Origin of the sequence: Aeromonas sp. 84A, from assembly GCF_051919345.1 — a bacterium.
GTDB classification, from domain to species: Bacteria; Pseudomonadota; Gammaproteobacteria; order Enterobacterales; family Aeromonadaceae; genus Aeromonas; species Aeromonas veronii.
This window is the reverse complement of record NZ_JBQBEW010000001.1, coordinates 3,301,195-3,318,842: the sequence shown is the minus strand read 5'-3', so window position 1 is coordinate 3,318,842 and position 17,648 is coordinate 3,301,195. Positions and strand designations below refer to the sequence as shown.

General features: G+C 61.7%; 20 protein-coding genes and 1 pseudogene. 7 read left to right on the top strand and 14 right to left on the bottom strand.

Translation table 11 applies throughout. The features are described from left to right. Positions 1-56: 56 nt before the first annotated feature. From gloA to ACTG20_RS14970, 10 genes and pseudogenes are all read right to left on the bottom strand, one after another. Complete coding sequence (gene gloA / locus ACTG20_RS15015) at positions 57-470, bottom strand: lactoylglutathione lyase (RefSeq protein ID WP_194496699.1); 414 nt, start codon at positions 468-470, stop codon at positions 57-59. A gap of 56 nt (positions 471-526) precedes the next feature. Further along, positions 527-629 (bottom strand): annotated as a pseudogene (locus tag ACTG20_RS15010) (endonuclease III); the annotation flags it as partial. A gap of 12 nt (positions 630-641) precedes the next feature. Then, positions 642-1,283 (bottom strand): endonuclease III, encoded by a 642-nt coding sequence (gene nth / locus ACTG20_RS15005; protein WP_194496698.1) that lies wholly within the window; start codon positions 1,281-1,283, stop codon positions 642-644. A 13-nt stretch (positions 1,284-1,296) separates the two neighbouring features. Further along, positions 1,297-2,058 carry an electron transport complex subunit E gene (locus ACTG20_RS15000; protein ID WP_005337608.1) on the bottom strand — a complete coding sequence of 254 codons (762 nt, stop codon included), beginning with the start codon at positions 2,056-2,058 and terminating at the stop codon, positions 1,297-1,299. 15 nt (positions 2,059-2,073) lie between these two features. Next, the gene (gene rsxG / locus ACTG20_RS14995) at positions 2,074-2,706 is read right to left on the bottom strand and encodes an electron transport complex subunit RsxG (RefSeq protein ID WP_005359614.1); all 633 of its coding nucleotides are present in this window, start codon (positions 2,704-2,706) and stop codon (positions 2,074-2,076) included. A gap of 43 nt (positions 2,707-2,749) precedes the next feature. Further along, positions 2,750-3,802, bottom strand: coding sequence for an electron transport complex subunit RsxD (gene rsxD / locus ACTG20_RS14990; protein ID WP_194496697.1), 1,053 nt, complete (start codon positions 3,800-3,802; stop codon positions 2,750-2,752). 11 nt (positions 3,803-3,813) lie between these two features. Beyond that, positions 3,814-6,546 (bottom strand): electron transport complex subunit RsxC, encoded by a 2,733-nt coding sequence (rsxC, locus tag ACTG20_RS14985; RefSeq protein WP_194496696.1) that lies wholly within the window; start codon positions 6,544-6,546, stop codon positions 3,814-3,816. 14 nt (positions 6,547-6,560) lie between these two features. Beyond that, positions 6,561-7,139, bottom strand: a complete 579-nt coding sequence (gene rsxB / locus ACTG20_RS14980; RefSeq protein ID WP_005350799.1) for an electron transport complex subunit RsxB — start codon at positions 7,137-7,139, stop codon at positions 6,561-6,563. Between the two features lie 2 nt (positions 7,140-7,141). Continuing rightward, a complete protein-coding gene (rsxA, locus tag ACTG20_RS14975; protein ID WP_005337600.1) occupies positions 7,142-7,723 on the bottom strand; it encodes an electron transport complex subunit RsxA in 582 nt (193 codons plus the stop codon). Positions 7,724-7,920: 197 nt separating this feature from the next. After that, on the bottom strand, positions 7,921-8,565 hold the full coding sequence (locus ACTG20_RS14970) for an HNH endonuclease (protein WP_100653475.1): 645 nt from the start codon (positions 8,563-8,565) through the stop codon (positions 7,921-7,923). A gap of 270 nt (positions 8,566-8,835) precedes the next feature. Here ACTG20_RS14970 and ACTG20_RS14965 point away from each other — a divergent pair, with 270 nt between their 5' ends. Both ACTG20_RS14965 and ACTG20_RS14960 read left to right on the top strand, forming a co-directional pair. Next, complete coding sequence (locus tag ACTG20_RS14965; RefSeq protein ID WP_194496695.1) at positions 8,836-9,303, top strand: hypothetical protein; 468 nt, start codon at positions 8,836-8,838, stop codon at positions 9,301-9,303. Between the two features lie 163 nt (positions 9,304-9,466). Then, the gene (locus ACTG20_RS14960; RefSeq protein ID WP_194496694.1) at positions 9,467-9,835 is read left to right on the top strand and encodes a VOC family protein; all 369 of its coding nucleotides are present in this window, start codon (positions 9,467-9,469) and stop codon (positions 9,833-9,835) included. Positions 9,836-10,056: 221 nt separating this feature from the next. Here ACTG20_RS14960 and ACTG20_RS14955 read toward each other — a convergent pair whose 3' ends face one another. Then, positions 10,057-11,637: an alpha/beta hydrolase gene (locus ACTG20_RS14955; RefSeq protein ID WP_439987769.1), complete on the bottom strand. Its 1,581-nt coding sequence runs from the start codon at positions 11,635-11,637 to the stop codon at positions 10,057-10,059. Positions 11,638-11,982: 345 nt separating this feature from the next. Here ACTG20_RS14955 and ACTG20_RS14950 point away from each other — a divergent pair, with 345 nt between their 5' ends. Both ACTG20_RS14950 and rluF read left to right on the top strand, forming a co-directional pair. Further along, entirely contained in the window at positions 11,983-12,105 is a 123-nt protein-coding gene (locus tag ACTG20_RS14950; protein WP_005350832.1) for a hypothetical protein, read from the top strand. After that, positions 12,095-13,126 carry a 23S rRNA pseudouridine(2604) synthase RluF gene (gene rluF, locus ACTG20_RS14945; protein ID WP_194496692.1) on the top strand — a complete coding sequence of 344 codons (1,032 nt, stop codon included), beginning with the start codon at positions 12,095-12,097 and terminating at the stop codon, positions 13,124-13,126. Before ACTG20_RS14950 ends, rluF begins: the two co-directional genes overlap by 11 nt. 65 nt (positions 13,127-13,191) lie before the next feature. Here rluF and ACTG20_RS14940 read toward each other — a convergent pair whose 3' ends face one another. Continuing rightward, positions 13,192-14,454, bottom strand: a complete 1,263-nt coding sequence (locus ACTG20_RS14940) for a cyanate transporter (RefSeq protein ID WP_194496691.1) — start codon at positions 14,452-14,454, stop codon at positions 13,192-13,194. Positions 14,455-14,630: 176 nt separating this feature from the next. Here ACTG20_RS14940 and ACTG20_RS14935 point away from each other — a divergent pair, with 176 nt between their 5' ends. After that, a complete protein-coding gene (locus tag ACTG20_RS14935; protein WP_194496690.1) occupies positions 14,631-15,473 on the top strand; it encodes a LysR family transcriptional regulator in 843 nt (280 codons plus the stop codon). A 45-nt stretch (positions 15,474-15,518) separates the two neighbouring features. Here ACTG20_RS14935 and rsmS read toward each other — a convergent pair whose 3' ends face one another. Together rsmS and ACTG20_RS14925 are read right to left on the bottom strand one after the other, a co-directional pair. After that, positions 15,519-15,674, bottom strand: coding sequence for a pleiotropic regulatory protein RsmS (gene rsmS, locus ACTG20_RS14930; RefSeq protein WP_074042636.1), 156 nt, complete (start codon positions 15,672-15,674; stop codon positions 15,519-15,521). Positions 15,675-15,768: 94 nt separating this feature from the next. Then, on the bottom strand, positions 15,769-16,236 hold the full coding sequence (locus ACTG20_RS14925) for an acyl-CoA thioesterase (RefSeq protein ID WP_021230653.1): 468 nt from the start codon (positions 16,234-16,236) through the stop codon (positions 15,769-15,771). A 138-nt stretch (positions 16,237-16,374) separates the two neighbouring features. Between ACTG20_RS14925 and ACTG20_RS14920 the strand changes: the two genes are divergently transcribed. Together ACTG20_RS14920 and ACTG20_RS14915 are read left to right on the top strand one after the other, a co-directional pair. Beyond that, positions 16,375-17,013 (top strand): tellurite resistance TerB family protein, encoded by a 639-nt coding sequence (locus ACTG20_RS14920; RefSeq protein WP_139428430.1) that lies wholly within the window; start codon positions 16,375-16,377, stop codon positions 17,011-17,013. 154 nt (positions 17,014-17,167) lie between these two features. Continuing rightward, complete coding sequence (locus tag ACTG20_RS14915) at positions 17,168-17,626, top strand: GNAT family N-acetyltransferase (RefSeq protein WP_194496689.1); 459 nt, start codon at positions 17,168-17,170, stop codon at positions 17,624-17,626. Positions 17,627-17,648: the final 22 nt, after the last annotated feature.

The window sequence follows — 17,648 nt, the reverse complement described above, 5'->3', positions numbered from 1 at the left end:
AAGAGCGCATCTGCGCTCTTTTTTGATCCTGCCATTCGGCAGCGGAATCGGGTAGCTTAGACGCTGTCACCGAGGCCAGTACCGGCATCTTTCTTGGCGATCAGTTCAATCTTGTAACCGTCTGGATCTTCGACGAAGGCGATGACGGTGGTACCGCCCTTGACCGGGCCCGGCTCGCGGGTGATCTTGGCATCGGCGGCGCGCAGCGCTTCGCAGGTGGCATAGATGTCGTCCGCTTCCAGTGCGATATGGCCGTAGGCGGAGCCCAGTTCGTACTCGCTCACCCCCCAGTTGTAGGTCAGCTCGATCACCGCTTCATCCTTCTCGTCACCGTAGCCGACGAAGGCCAGGGTGTACTTGTACTCGCTGTTCTCGCTCTTGCGCAGCAGCTTCATGCCAAGGACACGGGTGTAGAAGTCGATGGAGCGTTGCAGATCGCCGACACGCAGCATGGTATGCAGAATTCTCATTGCTCAGTTCTCCGGGTTGGTGATGTGTACTGCTTTCAATCTCGGTTGCGAGGCCATCAGCTTTCTGGATAGACCTTCTCTTTGTACTCGCAGAGGTCCTCGATGATACAGGAACCACTGCAGCGGATGTTTGCGAGCGAGACAGGTAGGACGGTTGTGGCGCCCAGTCATTCAGCTCTCTGGATAGACCTTCTCTTTGTACTCGCACAGATCCTCGATGATACAGGAACCACAGCGGGGCTTGCGAGCCAGACAGGTGTAACGCCCGTGTAGGATGAGCCAGTGGTGGACATCCAGCTTGAACTCGGCGGGTACCACTTTGAGCAGCTTCTCCTCCACCTGATCCACGTTCTTGCCCACCGCAAAACCGGTACGGTTCGAGACCCGGAAAATATGGGTATCGACGGCGATGGTGGGCCAGCCAAAGGCGGTGTTGAGTACCACGTTGGCGGTCTTGCGGCCGACGCCCGGCAGGGCTTCCAGCGCTTCGCGATTCTCCGGCACCTCGCCGTCGTGGCGCTCCAGCAGGATGGCGCAGGTCTTGATGACGTTCTCGGCCTTGGTGTTGAAGAGGCCAATCGTCTTGATGTACTCCTTGAGCCCGTCCACCCCGAGGCTCAGCATCCCTTGCGGGGTGTTGGCCACCGGATAGAGCTTGTCGGTCGCCTTGTTGACGCTGACATCGGTCGCCTGCGCCGAGAGCAGCACGGCGATCAGTAGCTCGAACGGCGAGTTGAAGTTGAGCTCTGTGGTGGGGTGGGGGTTGTTTTCCCGCAGCCGCTCGAGGATCTCTCTGCGTTTCTGGTTGTTCATGCCTTGCGTCCGATCATAGCTCGGTCGCCCGGACGCGAGCCGGGGCAACGTTGCAGTGGGCTACGGTAGCGGCCTGTTTGCGGTCCCGCCAGTCGTTGATGGCGTTCTTGGCGGCGATCAACAGCCCCAGCCCGATAAAACCGCCCGGCGGCAAAATCGCCAGCAGCAGGCTTGCATCGGCGTGGAACAGCTCGATGCGCAGGGATTTGGCCCACTCGCCCAGCAGTAGCTCGGCGCCATCAAACAGGGTGCCCATGCCGATGATCTCGCGCATGCCGCCCAGTACCAGCAGCACCAGGGTAAAACCAAGGCCCATCATCAGACCGTCGAGGGCCGCCAGCAGCGGCGGGTTCTTGGAGGCATAGGCCTCGGCGCGGCCTATGATGACGCAGTTGGTGACGATGAGGGCGATAAAGATGCCGAGCGCCTGATAGAGGCCATAGGTGTAGGCGTTCATCAGCAGCTGCACGCTGGTCACCAGCGAGGCGATGATCATCACATAGACAGGGATGCGAATATCCTTCGGCACCCAGTTGCGCACCAGCGAGACGGCGAGGTTGGAGCAGACCAGCACCGCCATGGTGGCAAGGCCCAGCCCCAGCGCATTGGTAAAGGTGGAGGAGACGGCGAGGGTAGGGCAGAGCCCCAGCACCTGCACCAGCGAGGGGTTGTTCTTCCACAGCCCCTGACTCATCAGCTCCTTGAGCTCGCCCTTGCGGCTTTCCAGCTCGGCAATCGGGGCTGCGCCCGTTTCAATCTGTTCCATCTGGTTCATGATGGTTCGACTCCGTTAGTTCGCCGCCGGACAAGCCGGGGCGTTGCTGAGCAGTTCGGGTTGCTCCTGCTGCAGTTTAAGCAGGTTCTTCACCGCCTTGACCACGGCACGCGGGGTGATGGTGGCGCCGGTAAAGGCATCGAACTCGCCGCCATCCTTCTTCACCGCCCACTGGGGCTCGTTGTCATGGGTCAGGAATTTTCCGGCAAAGCTGTTGATCCAGTCTGATTTCTTCAGCTCGATCTTGTCACCCAGGCCCGGGGTCTCGTTGTGAGCGAGCACGCGCACGGCGGTGATGGTGCCCTTGGCATCAAAGCCCGCCACGATGCGGATCGCCCCGCTGTAGCCATCCGGCGCGATCGCCTCCAGCGCATAGCCGGTCACCACGCCATTTTTGCTGGCGGTATAGAGGGCTTGCGGCTGATCGCTGCCGAGATACTTCCTGCTGGTGACTTGCTTGCAGCTGGCTACCAGATCGTTGTCATAGCTCCCCTCCGGCAGCAATACCGAGAGGGTCTGCTGCTTCTCCAGCTGCTGCTGGTGGGCGATTTTATCCTTGGTCAGTTCGTTGGTCAGTACCACCAGCGCGGTACAGCCGAGCGCGAACATTGCCAGAATAAGGCCGTTCTTGCGCATGCTCTTTAACATGTCCGGGCTCCGTCAGCTGTGATGGGGGAAAAGGGCAGAAACATCATTGGCGACGGGCTCCATACACTTTCGGGCGAGTCAGGCTGTCAATAAACGGCACACAAAGGTTGGCCAGCAGCACGGCAAAGGCAAACGCATCGGGATAGCCGCCAAAGCGGCGAATGATGTAGATCAGCACCCCGATCAGCACGCCATAGACCAGTCGGCCGCGCGGCGTGGTGCAGGCGCTGACCGGATCGGTGGCGATAAAGAAGGCCCCCAGCATGGTCGCGCCGCTAAAGAGATGGAACATGGGCGTGGCAGTCGCATCCGGGCTCACCAGATAGCCGATGGTGGAGGCCGCCAGCAGGGCACCGAGAATGGCGGTGGGAATGCGCCAGTTGATCACCTTCTGCTGCAGCAGGAAGAGGCCGCCCAGCAGATAGCCGAGGTTGACCCAGCTCCAGCCGATGCCACCCCAACCCTCAAACAGCGGGCCGCTCAGGATCTCGCCGGTGGTGAGCCCCTGAGTCAGGCCGGTTTTCAGGGTATCGAGGGGGGTCGCCATGGTGAGACCATCCACCCCCTGCTTGAGCTGGGCCATGCTGTAGCCGTCGAGGCTAAAGCCGGTGAAGATCACCGACGCAGCATCACCAAAGCCGAGGCTGTAGGCGCGCACGCTCTCCGGCGGCAGCCAGCTGGTCATCTGCACCGGGAAGGAGACCAGCAGCAGCACATAGGCGACCATGGCCGGGTTAAACAGGTTCTGGCCCAGTCCGCCGTAAAGGTGCTTGGCGACAATGATGGCAAAGGCCGTGCCCACCACCAGCATCCACCACGGCAGCAGCGGCGGCAGGGAAAGACCGATCAGCACGGCGGTGAGCGCCGCACTGCCATCCATCAGGGCAGGCTTGATGGCGCGGTCACGGAGCTTGAGCACCAGCGCCTCGCACAGCAGCGCAGTGACCAGCGCCAGCAGGATCTGGATAAAGGAGCCCCAGCCGAAGAACCAGGTCTGGGCCAGCAAGCCCGGCACGCAGGCCAGGATCACCAGCAGCATCAGGGTTCGGGTCTGTTTGCGGTTATGGGCAAACGGCGCAGTCGCAATATTGAACATGAGTCTGTCGATTACCTTGTGGTTGTTCGGTCGGCTGACGGGGCATCTTCAGCGGCGGTCTCTGCGGCTCTGGCTGCCTCGGCCGCCAGCTTCTTCGCCTTGGCGCGGGCCACGGCGGCTGCAATGGCCGCTTTTTTCGGATCAACCGGGGCGTCAACCGCTGGAGCACTCGCTTCAGTAGCCTCTGCGACGGCAAGTGGTTGCTCACTGCTGGCTGCATCGGTTTGCTTCGGCTCAGCCGGTGCGCGCTCACCCTCAGTTCCGGCACTCTCTACCTGAGTACCAGCGCTTTCTACCTCAGCACTGGTACTTGCGCTCTGCTGGGCCAGCTTTTTGGCCTTGGCACGGGCGATGGCCGCGGCGATAGCGGCTTTCTTGGGATCGACCGCTTCGCTTGCAGCCGTATCGCTTTGGCTGGTGGTTACTTCGCTCTTGGCTAGCGTCACGTCACGGGTCTCCGCGCTTGCTGATAGCTCAACTTGCGTACCCTCAGCACCGGCACTTTCGCCCTGTTGGGCCAGCTTTTTGGCCTTGGCGCGGGCGATGGCAGCGGCGATAGCGGCTTTCTTGGGATCAACTGCTTCGCTGGCCGCAGATGGTGCATCGCTTTGGGTTGCAGCGGATTCGCTGGTGCCTGCGTTTGCAGTCAGGTCGCCCTCAGCGCTGTCACCCTGCTGGGCCGCCTTTTTGGCTTTGGCCCGGGCGATGGCAGCAGCGATAGCTGCTTTCTTGGGGTCAACTGCTTCGCTGGCAGCAGATGGCGCATCGCCTTGCGAGCCTGCGTCTGCTACCGCGCTGTTGGCTGCGCTTACCGGTTCACCATTCGCCTCGGCCTTTTTAGCTTTGGCACGGGCGATGGCGGCGGCAATCGCCGCTTTTTTCGGATCAACCTCTGCCTTTTGCTGATCAGCATCTACCGCAGGCGCAGCAATGGCTTCGGCAGTCACAGGCTCGGCGCTATCGCCAGCCTGAGCGGCTTTCTTGGCCTTGGCGCGGGCCAGTGCGGCGGCGATGGCTGCTTTCTTGGGATCGCTGGCGGGGTCAACCGCCTCGGTGGATTGCGGCGCAGCGGCGGCAGTGTCGCTGTTTGCGCTCTCTGCCAGCTTGGCGGCGCGGCGCGCCTCCGCTTCCCGTTTGCGGGCTTCGCGGGCGGCAATCACCGCGCTGTTGTCAGGCAAGCCCTCGGCGGTGGCGGCAATGGCTGTGATGGGGGCATCCTGCTTGGCCTTGATGCGGGCGAGGGCGGCTGCCACCGGATCTTCGCCGCCTGCGGCCGTCATGGTCTGACGGCGCTGGGCTGCAGCTTCGGCATGGCGCGCTTCGCGGGCCGCTTTCTCTCGCTCGAAGCGGGCCTGCTTGGCCTCAAAGCGCTGCTTGGCGCGCTCGGCTTTTTCGGCCTCGGCGCGGGCTTCGCGAATGTCGTCTTTGGCGATCTTGTAGTACTGCACCAGCGGGATCTCGCTCGGGCAGACCCAAGCGCAGGCGCCGCACTCGATGCAGTCCATCAGGTTGAGCTTCTCGGCCTTGTCATACTCCTTGGCCCGGCTGTACCAGTAGAGCTCTTGCGGCAGCAGGGTGGCTGGGCAGGCATCGGCGCAGGCGCTGCAACGGATGCAGGGCTGCTCCGGGCCGGGGGCGGGCAGTTCGGCCTGCGTCGGTGCCAGCAGGCAGTTGGTGGCCTTGACCACAGGCACCATGGCGTGGGGCAGGGTAAAGCCCATCATGGGGCCCCCCATGATCACCCGCTGCTCCGCTTCCGGTTGCAGCTCGAAACGCTGCAACAGCCAGCGTACCGGCGTACCGAGGCGCACCCAGGCGTTGCCGGGCTTCTTGAAGCTGTCGCCGGTGAGGGTGACGATCCGCTCGATCAGCGGTTCGCCGTCGATGATGGCGCGCTTGATGGCAAACACGGTGGCGACGTTGAGCACCATGATGCCGATATCGACCGCGCGGCCGCCTTTGGGCACCTGACGGCCGGTGAGCAGCTCGATGGTCTGCTTGGCTCCGCCCGAGGGGTACTTGGTCGGCACCGTCTTGACCAGCACATCTTCATCGGTGGCGTGGCGGGTCAGCTGCTCGATCGCCTCTGGCTTGTTGTCTTCTACCCCGATCAGGGTCAGCTTGGGCTTGAGCAGGTGCTTGAGCACCCGGATGCCATCCATGATCTCGTCGGCGTACTGCTGCATCAGCCGATCGTCGGTAGTGATATAGGGTTCGCACTCCAGCCCGTTGACGATCAGGATCTCGGTGAGCTGGCCGCGGCCATCGAGCTTGCTGTGGGTGGGGAAGACGGCGCCGCCAAGACCGGCAATGCCCGCCTGCTGGATGCGCTCGAGCAGTTCGCCCCGCTCCAGATTCCAGTAATCGGCTTTGCCATTGCGCTCGCCCCACTCATCCTCCCCATCCGGGGTGAGAATGACGCAGAGATCGCCGAGCCCGGAGGGGTGGGCAACCGTGTGGTTGCCAATCTCGGTGATGGTGCCGGAGGTGGAGGCATGGACAGGGACGACCCGCCCCTTGGCATAACGGGTCAGCGGCTGCCCTTTTTTGACCTTGTCGCCCACCTGCACCAGCAGATCGCCGGCGGGGCCTGCGTGCTGGCGCAGCGGAATGATGAGGCGCGGCGGCAGACCGGCGTCGACCACCGGGCTCTGGCTTGATTGCAGCTTGTTGTCGGCGGGGTGAATGCCACCGTGAAAGTCCCAGAGCGTGCCGGCTTTGATACGTTCGAGTAAGGAATGCATGGTTGCTCCGCTGTTTATTCCACTATCTTGACCGGAATCTTGCCCGGAACATGCACGTTATTGAGATCCCACTTCCAGTTATCGACCGTGGTGGGCACCGGGATCATCTCGATGCAGTCGGTCGGGCAGGGATCGACACAGAGATCGCAACCGGTGCACTCGTTGGCAATCACGGTATGCATCGCCTTGGTGGCGCCGACGATGGCATCCACCGGGCAGGCCTGAATGCACTTGGTGCAGCCGATGCACTGATCTTCGTGGATAAAGGCGACCTTCTTGACCGGCACTGCGGCCTCGTCACTGCCCCCCAGTGGCTGGGGCTCGACCCCCATCAGATCGGCAATCTTGCGCATGGTGGCCTCGCCACCGGGTACGCACTTGTTGATCTGATCGCCGTTGGCGAGCGCCTCGGCGTAGGGTTTGCAGCCGGGATAGCCGCACTGGCCACACTGGGTCTGGGGCAGCAGGGCATCGAGCTGGTCGACGATGGGGTCTGCTTCCACATGAAACTTGACGGCGGCAAAGCCCAGGATAATCCCGAACGCCAGCGCCAGCAGGGTCAGCACCAGAATGGCAAAGAGAATATGGATCATGGTTATATCTTGATAAGGCCGGTAAAGCCCATAAAGGCCAGCGACATCAGACCGGCGGTGATCATGGCAATCGACACCCCGCGAAACGGCGCGGGCACATCGGCGGCGACCAGACGCTCGCGCATGGCGGCAAACAGGATCAACACCAGCGAGAAGCCGGTGGCGGCGCCAAAGCCGTAGATCACGCTCTGGATAAAGTCGTGTCGCTCATTGATGCTGAGCAGCGCCACCCCGAGCACCGCACAGTTGGTGGTGATGAGGGGCAGGAAGATCCCCAGCAGGCGATAGAGGGTCGGGCTGCTCTTGCGCACCACCATCTCGGTAAACTGCACCACCACGGCGATCACCAGAATAAAGGCGAGGGTGCGCAGATAGGCGATATCCAGCGGCAGCAGGATATAGTGCTCCACCAGATAGGAGCTGGCACTGGCGAGGGTCATCACGAAGGTGGTCGCCAGCCCCATGCCGATGGCGGTTTCCAGCTTGCCGGAGACCCCCATAAAGGGGCAGAGGCCGAGGAATTTCACCAGCACGAAGTTGTTAACCAGCACGGTGCCGATCAATAAAAGCAGGTACTCAGTCATCAATTACCGTCACTGAAAGTCGGGTTATCGGGGTTTGAAGGCGGGCGGTATTATCTGACGTTAGGGCCAGTTAAACAACCGCAAGGCCGCATGGTTATTATGCAACTGGATAATTTAGCCGGGGTTTTGGGCAAGAATCCGGTGGGTTTTGCGCCAGTAAGCAACACTGCGTGAACAATCTACCTCTGAGTGGGTGATTATTCGCGAACGAGACGTTTAATCCGTTGATAAAGAGCCTCGACAATCTCCGTTTTATTACAGCCGTAGTGCATCTCTCGGTGGCAATTAGGGCAAAGGGCTACCGTGTTGCTAACCGTATCTGAGCCACCCTCTGCTAACCCTTTCAGGTGATGTACTTCCAAGAAGGGTTCCCCTGCGACGGTTATAAAGGGAGCAGGTGCGTTACATGATTCACATTGTTGGGCTGCATTTTGCAGTACCCACTCCCTGACTTGCAGGTCTCGTTCATGACTGTTGGTGATGACATACCGTGACTGGGGTGTTTCGACCCCTTGTGGAAGCGGCTGTTCCAGCGCGTTTTTGTAAGAGCGAAGGTTAAGTTCCTGTTGGCGGATCAGGCGTTCGATATGCGTAAAAGCGGTTGCACCCACATTTTTTGCGGGTTTTAACCCGGGGAGCCACTCTCGTCCCATTTCGGCACAGACATATGAGATGTTCTGCATCCGATATTCGAAGGATTTCTCCGTACGCCCGAATTGGCTCGCCAATTCCCGGTAATAGTGCTTTTTCACGAAGGGCTCACCAAGAGATGCTTTGGTTTGCATATCCAAATATGCAATAACCGCAGCCCTTAGCTCTTCTTCTGTCCAGTTATCGCTCAAAACCAGATCCTAAGTAGAGGAGATAATGCTGTTGGGATTGGCCGGTATCACAGTGATAGATGGCGTCATCCGAGTGTGCTTTTATCGCCTGGCATATTAATCCAAACGACACCGCATTTCAGCTGTCATTTTGCGATAGCGTGCGTCCAGTCCATAAATTTATCTAAATAAATCAGTAAGCTATTTTTCATTTTCATGTTTTAGACACGCTATTGGATAGGCTACGCAACTATGTAGCGTTGCACGTAACACACCCACAGGGAGGTGGTGATGGATCCGGTTTCCTATCTTTTTTCGGCTTATCTCAATCTGGTACAGCAGCAGGTTGCGGATATCTATGGCACCGAGGCCAAGACGCTGGTGGTGCAGTATGAGGGGGAGTCGGTCCCGTTCTCTTTTCAGCTGTGGCAGATCCAGCAGCCGAGCGTTTGTCGTCCCTACCAGCAGGATGTGCGGCGCTTTAGCCAGTGCACGGTCAAGGCGTCCGCCCTGTTTCACAAGCTGTGTGATGACTTGACCCGGCAGGATGACAGCAGTTGGCAACTGCCCAAATTTCGCACCATGTATTGCTCGGCTGTCGTCAGTTATCGGCCGATGATTGCAGAGATTGGGGATGCCAAGCAGAGTCCTGCCAAGCTGGCGGAGCGCGCCTGCAATCAGGCGATTCTGGCGGCAATGGACAGTGACGATGAAGCCCTGCTGGCCCAGCGGGATAAAGCGTGCGCAGCGGTGCAGTAACGCGAATTTATTTGACCAGATCATTTGCGCTCGCTTTGCGCGTCACGGCACACATGGGCTTCCCCTTGCCGGGTATGATGGGGTTGCCCGCCGTGGCGACGACAGTCGGATGCTTGCGGGCATATGCCGGTCACATCAGCCAGATCACCACCAGGAGGTAACCATGATCAGCCATATCGACCATCTGGTATTGACGGTCAGTGATATCGAACGGGCCGTGGCCTTTTACAGCTCGGTACTCAATATGGAGGCCATCACCTTCGGTGCGGGGCGCCGGGCGGTAGGGTTTGGCAACCAGAAGATCAATCTACAACTGCTGGGGCAGGAGCCGCGCAACCGGGCGCAGGTGGGGTCGGGGGATGTCTGCCTTATCACCCGCTGGCCGCTGGAGCAGGTGATGGCCCAGCTTGCCTGCCACGGGGTGGATATTGTCGAGGGGCCGGTGACCAAAAGCGGTGCCTGCGGGCCGATAGAATCAGTCTACTTCCTCGACCCTGACCAGAACCTGATAGAAGTGAGCCGTTATCCCTGACAGGGCTGGCGCGGCGCCTGACGGTGCAACACCTATCAGAATCACCCTATTTCCTCGAGCCGGACCAGAATCTGATAGAAGTGAGCATCTATCCCTGAGCCCACCAAGCCATCAGTCCCATCGCCATCATCAATAGAAAGGGGCCGTCAATTGACGGCCCCTTTCTATTATCGCTATCGCGCCAAGTACCCGCGCAGCTTCGTCGATTCGCCACACACGCCCTAGAAAGGCGCGCTGCTCTCGTCGCTCTCCTGTAAAAACTGCTCCACTTCTGCCTGATAGGCCGCATCAGGTTGACCGCTGCTGGCAGGGGGTACGGCAGCAGACGGGGCCACGGGAGGGGCGGTGAGGGTCTCCATCACCCGCTGCTGCAGATAGGGGTAGAAGGGGTTGGAGGAGGTGCGGGTGAGGGCGCCGGGGTTGACGATCAGCACGCCGCGCTCGCCACGCAGGGCCAGACCACCGAGATTGATGCCGTATTGCTCCCGCTGCTGCGGGCGCGCCGCCATGCCATAGAGGGGGTCGTCCATCGGGAAGGGGAGCGCCACGTGGGAGAGGGAGTAGATCTCCTTGGGATAATCGATACCCAGCGGGCGGACCTGCTCAGGCTGATCGCCGGTGGCCAGCGTTCTGGCCTGCGTCGCGGGTGAGGCGGGTTCGACATTGCCCACCACGGTGAGGCGATAGTGCCCGGGGGCGTTTGGCAGCAAGCGGTGCAGCGCCAGCTCGGAGGCCGAGCTCATCAGCGGGCCAAACAGGGTGCTGCGGTTGATATCAAACAGCACCAGTTCGCTGCCGTTGGCCGGCAGGTAGTGGTAGAGATCGGCAATGATGGAGCGGGTGCTGACGGTGTAGTCCATCACCGACTGGAAGGTGAGTGCGGGGGGAAATGCCGCCAGCTCGCCACTGGCGGCCAGCTGGCGCACCTGCTGCTGGATGGCGTGGGTCAGGCGGTAGGACTGGCGCGCGCCGTTGACCGGGAACGAGTTGTACTTGAACGGGTTGAACTCCGGCATGGTGTCGAGCCAGGCGGCGTTGGCAAAGGCGGGCAGCAGGGCAGGCACGGCCTTGAGCCCGGCGAAGCGGGCAAAGCGGGTCACCCCGATCATCGGGGAGATCAGCACCAGCCGATCCGGTTTTGCCAGCGTGCCGCTCGGGTCGGCCAGCGCATCGAGCGCATATTTCACCGCCAGCGCACCGCCGTTGGAAAAGCCCACCAGATGGAGCGGCCGCTTGCCCGGTGCCCGCAATCTGGCCTCCCGCACCGCCAGTCGGGTGGCGGCCAGCCAGGTCTCCCAATCCACATCCACGAGGCCAGCGGGCACGGTGCCGTGGCCGGGGATCCTCAGCCCCAGCGCGATAAAGCCCTGCTGCTGATAGCGTCTGGCCAGATGGCGCAGGCTGTAGGGGGAGTCGGTCAGGCCGTGCAGCAGCACAGCAACCCCTTTGACTTCCCCCTCGGGGCGCAGCAGGTAGGAGCGGTTCCAGTTCTGCTGAAAGCGGGCGGGATTGATGGGGGCGTCCTGATAGTAGCGATTGCTGGCCAGTTGCTGATCGGGCGGCGTTTTGGCGACTACCTCGGTGGCCACCAGCTCGAACAGCTTTGCTTCGCGGGCCAGATAGGCTTGCCAGTCGCTGCGATCGAGCTCATCGGCGCTGAGTTCGGGGGGCACCACAGTGTGCCACAGTTGTAGCGGCGCTGCCTGCCAGGCGAAGTAGGCGATCACCGCCCATGCGGTCAGCAACAGCAGCAACAGGGTCAGCAGAGCACGGCGAACAAGGCGGCGAGTGTGAGCCAGCATGGTGCAATCCTTGGCGATAGGGGGGGGGCCGCCTCTGGGCGGGCAAGTTTGGCGCAGCATCCAAGGCGCAGCCAACCGGCTTAAAGCCTAATGGAAACAAGATGATATGTATAGTTGATGGCGTTCGGCCGCGCTGGCTGTGGGCGCTGGATCCCGCCGTTGGCATCAGGCTGGCCGTTCAAAGGTTGCATCGCGGCCCATCCAGCGGCGTGAACTTATCCGCGGATGCCCGCTTGGGCGCTGCGACCTTGCAACTATCTGCCCCTGAAAGGGGGCAATTATGCTACTGTAGCGGCGTTTTTTGATGGATAAGCTGGCATTGGCCTTTTTTGAAGATGGAATGGTATGCAGAACTTTGACGTAGTGAATTGGCTGATGCAGCAGACAGCCTCCCCGGCGCAGCCGGAACAGGCGATGGCACAACCGGGCGCGGCCCAGACCCTGTGGCAGGTGACCCATGCTGGCTAACGAATCCATGCGCCTGAACAAATACATCAGCGAGAGCGGTATCTGCTCGCGCCGCGAGGCCGACCGCTTTATCGAGCAGGGCCATGTCTTTATCAACGGCAAGCGCGCCGGGATTGGCGATCAGGTGCAGGTTGGCGATCTGGTCAAGGTGAACGGTCAGGTGATCGAGCCGCGCGAGGCGGACAGTCTGGTGCTGATCGCCCTCAACAAGCCGGTGGGCATCGTCAGTACTACAGAGGCGGGCGAGAAGGACAACATCGTCGATTTCGTCAACCACAGCACCCGGGTCTTCCCAATCGGGCGGCTCGACAAGGATTCGCAGGGGCTGATTTTCCTCACCAATCACGGCGATCTGGTCAACAAGATCCTGCGGGCAGGCAACGATCACGAGAAAGAGTATCTGGTGACCGTCGACAAGCCGGTGACTGACGAGTTTGTGCGCGGCATGGCGGCCGGGGTGCCGATCCTCGGTACAGTGACCAAGAAGTGCAAGGTGAAGAAAGAGGCGCCGTTCGTCTTTCGCATCACGCTAGTGCAGGGGCTTAACCGCCAGATCCGCCGCATGTGCGAGTACTTCGGTTTTGAAGTGACCAAGCTGGAGCGCATTCGCATCATGAACGTCAGCCTCAAGGGGCTGCCGGTGGGTGAGTGGCGCGATCTGACCGACGACGAGCTGATCGATCTGTTCAAGCTGATTGAGGACTCCTCCTCCGAGGTGAAACCGGCCAAAGGCGACAAACCGAAGGCGGCCAAGGCTCCTGCGGCGCAAGGCGCCAAACCGGGGCAGGGCAAGAAGCCGCGCCGCGATGACGATCACGAGATTGGTGGTCGCCCCAATGTGCCGGGCCCGGAAGCCTTCGAGAAGAAGCTGCCGGTGGGCAAGGGGGGCGCGGGCAAAGGTGCAGCCAACAAGGGCGGTGCTGGCAAGGGCAGTACAGGCAAAGGAGCTCCCAAGGGTGGCAAACCGGCCGCTGGCAAGCCGCGCACCGCTAACACCGGACGGCAGAAGAAGGGGCGCTGAGTTGCCCCTCTGAGTGGCATCAGCCGCCAGTCATCTCCAATACGGTTATCCCCAACACACCGGCCTCAGGCCGGTGTGTTGCTTTGGGCCGCAGCGCTTGCCGGGATAGGTGCCGAAAGGGTCGGCTCGCTGGCGGTCGGTAACCCCATGACGCGGGGGTAGTGGCGCGGGTCGAGGCGCAGCACCAGCAGGCTCATCAGCAGTAATCCCCCCAGTTGCCACTGCCAGGCGGCCGCAAAGTCGCCCACATAGTGATAGAGCCGCGCCGCCACCCAAGGGCCTGTGGCCGCCAGCATAAAGCCAAACCCCTGCATCAGGGCGCTCAGGGTGCCGGCGCGGCGCGGGTCTGGCAGGTGATCGAGCACAATCACCATGATGAGCGAAAAGCTGCCGCCAAGACCGGCACCGCACAGCATGCACCAGAGAATGGGGGCACTGGCGGGTGCCAGCCAGAGGCCGCCAAATCCCGCCAGTTGCATGGCGATGGCAAGCCCCATCCACGGCCGCCGATCCAGACTGCGCGCCGCCAGTAGCGGCAAGCCGAGGCCGCTGGCGGTCTGCGCCAGTGCCAGCCAGGCGACCAGCTCGCCCGCCTGTGCAGCGTTCCACCCATTTGCCATATAGGCGGGGGCCAGCCAGGCCACTACGATGCCGTAACCGCTGTTGATGATGCCAAAGCAGACGATCAGCAACCAGCTGCGGGGCAGGGTGATTAGCCGTTGTTCGCCATCGGGAATGGCGACCGCGGTGGCCCGTGGCAGACGCACTTTCCATCCTAGCCAGACGAGGGCCAGCAGCACCGGCAGGCTCCAGAGCGCCAGCGCCCGCGACCAGTCGAGGCTGACTGCCAGCCGTGGGGTGAGGCTGGCCCCCAACGCCCCGCCCCCCATCATGCAGGCGGAGAAGATCCCCATCACCAGCGGCACCTTGCGGGCGAAGGCCTGCTTGATCAGCGCGGGCAGCACTCCCTGCACCAGTGCCGACCCCAATCCACAAAGCGCCGCGCTGGCGATCAGCAAGGCACCGCTTTGGGCATCGAAGCGCATAGCGCTGCCAATGCCGAGCAGCAGCAGGGCGGCCCCCAGCAGTTGGCGCGCACTGGTGCGTCTACGCAGGCTGGGGGTGAGCAGCACGCCAATCCCGATCAGCCAGAGCGGCAGCAGGGTGAGCCAGGCGAGGGTATCCATCCCGAGCGACAGGGTGCGGCCAATCTCGCCGCTCAGCGGGCCGATGGCGGTAAGAAAGGGGCGCAGATTCAGGCCAATCAGGATCACCAGCACCAACAGGGCAGTCTGGCCTGCGGGTTGATCCGTATTTCGTTGATTCATCGGGTGCTGTTTCCGGTTCTGGGAGAGACAGGGGGCATTCGGGATGCGGAGTCATCGGGGCTGAACATGGCAGATCACTGTCAAAGGAGGCAAAAATGCCAGCCTAGCGGGCTCGAAAGTCATTTGGAAATTAAATGATAGAATGGAGTTCAGTGGTTTTGTAAATGGAGTGCCCCATGCTGGATCCCCTGTTACTGCGCAGTTTTGTCGCCATTATCGACACCGGCAGCTTTACCCGCGCCGGTGAACGGGTCCATCTGACCCAATCCACCATCAGCCAGCAGATCCGCCGCCTTGAGCAGCAGCTCGGCTGCCCGCTGCTCGATCGCGCTGGCCGACAGGTGGTGGCGACGGCGGAGGGGGAAAAATTGCTGGGGCTGGCCCGCCGCATTCTGGCGCTGCTGGCGCAGGCCGAGGAGCAGGTGAGCGAGGGGAGCATATCGCTCAGCCTCGGGGTGCCGGAGGATTTCGCCGCCGGCGCCATCACCCCGGTGCTGGCCGCCTTTGCCCGCGACTACCCCGAGGTGCGGCTGGAGGTGGAGAGCGGCCTGAGCCACGAGATCTGGCAGCGCTTCGAGGCGGGGGAGCTGGATCTGGCGCTGGTCAAGCAGGCTCGAGGAAAGGGTTCGCCCCTTGCCAGCTGGCGCGAGCCGCTGGTGTGGGTCGACAGTCGCGACTGGCCCGCACGGGAACGGGATCCGCTGCCGCTGGTGGTGTTCCCGAGCGAAGGACTCTATCGGCGCCAGATGACCGAGGTACTTGATAGCCTCGGTCGGCGTTGGCGTATCGCCTATGTCAGCGCCAGCCTTGCCAGTTTGCAGGGGGCGGTGAGCGCGGGGATCGGGGTGAGCTTGCTGCCCAAACGGTTGATGCCCGCCGATCAGCTGGCCCTGACCCAGTGGCCCAAGGTGGCGCCGGTGGAGCTGGCGCTCCATGCCGGGGGACGCGGGAGCGAGCCGCTCACCCGCTTGAGTTCGGCCCTGATCGCCCTCTGTGACGAGGTGATGGGGCCGCAGTAATTTGCGGTATGGGGAAAACTGAAGTCGGAAAGATAAACGGGGGGATCAGTGATCCTTCCCCTCCGCCAGCTTGCGCTCGTAATCCTGTTTCACGATGGCCAGCGCCGCCAGTACCAGCTCGGGAGCCAGCTGGTTGGTTTCCAGCAGTTCAATCAGATCCACCGCGAGTTTTACCTCGGGCGGGGCAGTTTCCAGTGACATGGGCAGGGTTCCGGTTGCGGGAAGAGGGGGGATTATACAGGGGCGCCGCCGTTGGCCGAAAGCGCCCGCTCTGTCGGGCTGTGAGGCATGAAGGTCAGAGGTGCTGACGCATCTCCTTGTCGATCTCCTCGCGCAGGGCAATCAGCTTTTTGGCGTACTGCTGCAACTGCAGATCGCTCTCGCTCACCGGCTGCCACTGAGGCACAGGGGTCGGTTTGCCCTGCTCATCCATCGCCACAAAGATAATGATGCAGTGGGTGGTCTTGTGGCGCTCGGTGTCGGTGGGGTGGCGGCTGTAGACATCCACCGCCAGATGCATGCTGGTGGTGCCGGTGTGGATCACCTGGGCGTGAACTTCTACCAGCTGGCCAATCTGGATGGGGCGCAAAAAGCGGATCCCCCCCACATAGACGGTCACCGCATAGCCGCCGCACCAGCCAGCGGCGCAGGCATAGCCCGCTTGATCGATCCACTTCATCACCATGCCGCCGTGTACCTTGCCGCCGAAATTGACGTCAGAGGGTTCGGCCAGAAATTGCAGGGTCAGTTCGCGATTTGGCACAGTTACATCCTTATTGCCTGAAGGGTTTCCCTGAGCTTTGCCCCATCGGCCTGCCCGGTCAAGGGTTCATCCCCGATTCAGGGGGGCGGGGTCACTATCTGGCTCTATCGACGGGAACATAGCCGCAGGAGTGACACCATGAAACAGATGCTGGAACAGTTGCTGGGGGCTGGCAAAGGCTGGCTCAACGAAGGCGGAGAGAAGCGCAAGGGGCAGATGCAGGGGGCGCTGGCCGGTGGCGCGCTCGGTCTGCTGCTGGGCAATAAAAAAGTGCGCAAATATGGTGGCAAGGCCGCTGCCGTGGGGGGCGCTGCGGCCCTTGGCGGGCTGGCCTACAAGCTCTATCAGGATTGGCAGGCCCAGCAGGCGGCGCCCGCCCAGCCCACCCATCCCATCAGTGGGCTGGAAGGCAATGCGCTGGATGCCCGCGCGGCGCTTTTGGTGCGCGCCATGGTGGCAGCGGCCCGGGCCGATGGCCATATCGACGGTGCCGAGCGCCAGAAAATTCAGGAGTACCTGACCGAACAGGGTCAGAGCGACGTCGCCCGCTGGATTGACGCCGAGCTGGCCCGCCCCCTCGACCCCCACGCGCTGGCGCGGGAAGTGACCGATATGGAGCTGGCCACCGAGGTCTATCTTGCCTCCCTGCTCGCCATCGAGGTGGATCACTTTATGGAGCGCGGTTATCTCGACGAGCTGGCGCGCGCCCTCAAGCTAGATGACAACCTGAAAGGGAGCATCGAGCGGCAGGTGGCCCAACTTAACGCCCCCGCCTGATATCCTTCATCGCCATGGATTGCCGATAACGCCCCGCTCAAGGGGCGTTGTTGTTTCTGCTGCCCGCCAAAAGATACGGATGAGCCTATTTGGATTGCGGGGCACAGCCCCTAAGATGGCGCAGGACCATCACCATTTTTGCAAGGAGCAACCGTTGGAGATACGCAAGGCAAGCGAACTGGATATCGATGCCATTGTCGAGCTGAACCGGCAGATAGGAGAGATCCACCATGCACATTACCCCGAGGTGTTCTGCCCGCCGTCACCAGAGGAGCGGGCATTTTTGCTCGATGCCATTGCCGCAGAAGGGCGTCTGTTCTGCGTTGCCGAGCAGGATGGCAGGGTGGTGGGCTTTTTGACGGCGCGGATCGATATCAATGATTCTGTGCCGTTTCTCACCCGTGCGCCGATTTGCCGCATCGGCTCGGTGGTGGTGGATGAGCAGCACCGCTCTCGCGGGATTGGCAAGGCGCTGATCGCCCATTGCGACAGTTGGGCCAAGACCCGCAATGCCCAACAAATCCGGCTGGAGGTGATGGCCTTCAACGAGCGTGCCCAAGCGCTCTATGAGGCGCTGGGCTTCAAGGTGCAGTCGCAGATCATGGCCAGATGATCCGTTTTTGATGGCGAGCCAA